Source organism: Arthrobacter psychrochitiniphilus (genome assembly GCF_003185915.1).
GTDB classification, from domain to species: Bacteria; Actinomycetota; Actinomycetes; order Actinomycetales; family Micrococcaceae; genus Specibacter; species Specibacter psychrochitiniphilus.
In genome coordinates this window covers 1-1,023 of the sequence record NZ_QHLZ01000037.1, presented here as the reverse complement: position 1 = coordinate 1,023, position 1,023 = coordinate 1, and the positions used below count along the sequence as shown (strand labels likewise).

General features: G+C 57.2%; 1 pseudogene. It reads right to left on the bottom strand.

Features of this window, described 5'->3' with window-relative positions:
- Positions 1-1,023 (bottom strand): annotated as a pseudogene (locus CVS29_RS18140) (pyruvate dehydrogenase (acetyl-transferring), homodimeric type); the annotation flags it as partial.

Genomic DNA, 1,023 nt, shown 5'->3' with positions numbered 1-1,023 from the left:
ACCGATGCCTTTATCGCGCATGAGGTCTTTGAGTAAACGCACGAAGGACATGGTGGTCGCGGCGTGTTGTTTCCCGGAGCCGCGGTTAGCGACTTCATAGGTTTTATCCCCGGGTAGTTCCAGTGCGGTGTGGGTAGAGCGGCGTTCGGGCACGAATCCGCCCAGGGCTGCACGGTGTTCCATCATGTACGCGATTTCGGGGGAGTCCGCACCGGGGTGGTAGTACGGGGGGTGGTACGGGTCAGCTTCAAGGACTTCATCACTGATGGGCAGGTGCAGGTGGGTACGGAAGTCCTTCAGGTCCTGCAGGGTCAGCTTTTTCATCTGGTGCGTGGCGTTACGGGCCTCGAAGTGGGTCCCGAGGCCGTAACCCTTCACGGTGTGGGCCAGGATCACGGTGGGCTTGCCCTTGAATTCAGTGGCAGCCTTATACGCGGCGTAAACCTTGTGGTAATCGTGGCCGCCACGGCGCAAGTTCCAGACCTCGTCATCGCTGAGGTGCGCGGCGAGTTCTTTAGTTTGCGGGGTTTGACCGAAGAAGTGCTCCCGAACGAACCCGCCAGATTCTGCCTTGTACGTTTGGTAATCACCATCAAGGGTGGTGTTCATGACATCAACCAAGGCACCATCAGTATCCCGGGCCAGCAAGTCATCCCATTCACGGCCCCAAAGGACCTTGATAACATTCCAGCCAGCACCACGGAAGAACGCTTCGAGTTCCTGAACGATCTTCCCGTTGCCACGAACCGGACCATCTAGACGCTGAAGGTTGCAGTTAATGACGAAGTTCAGATTATCGAGCTTGTCATTCGCGGCCAGTTGCAGCAGGCCACGGGACTCAGGCTCATCCATTTCACCATCACCTAAGAACGCCCACACCTGCTGCTCAGAGGTGTCCTTGATGCCACGGTTATGCAAATACCGGTTGGACTGTGCCTGATAGATCGCGTGCATCGGGCCAATACCCATCGACACGGTCGGGAATTCCCAAAACTCCGGCATTAAACGCGGGTGCGGGTACGA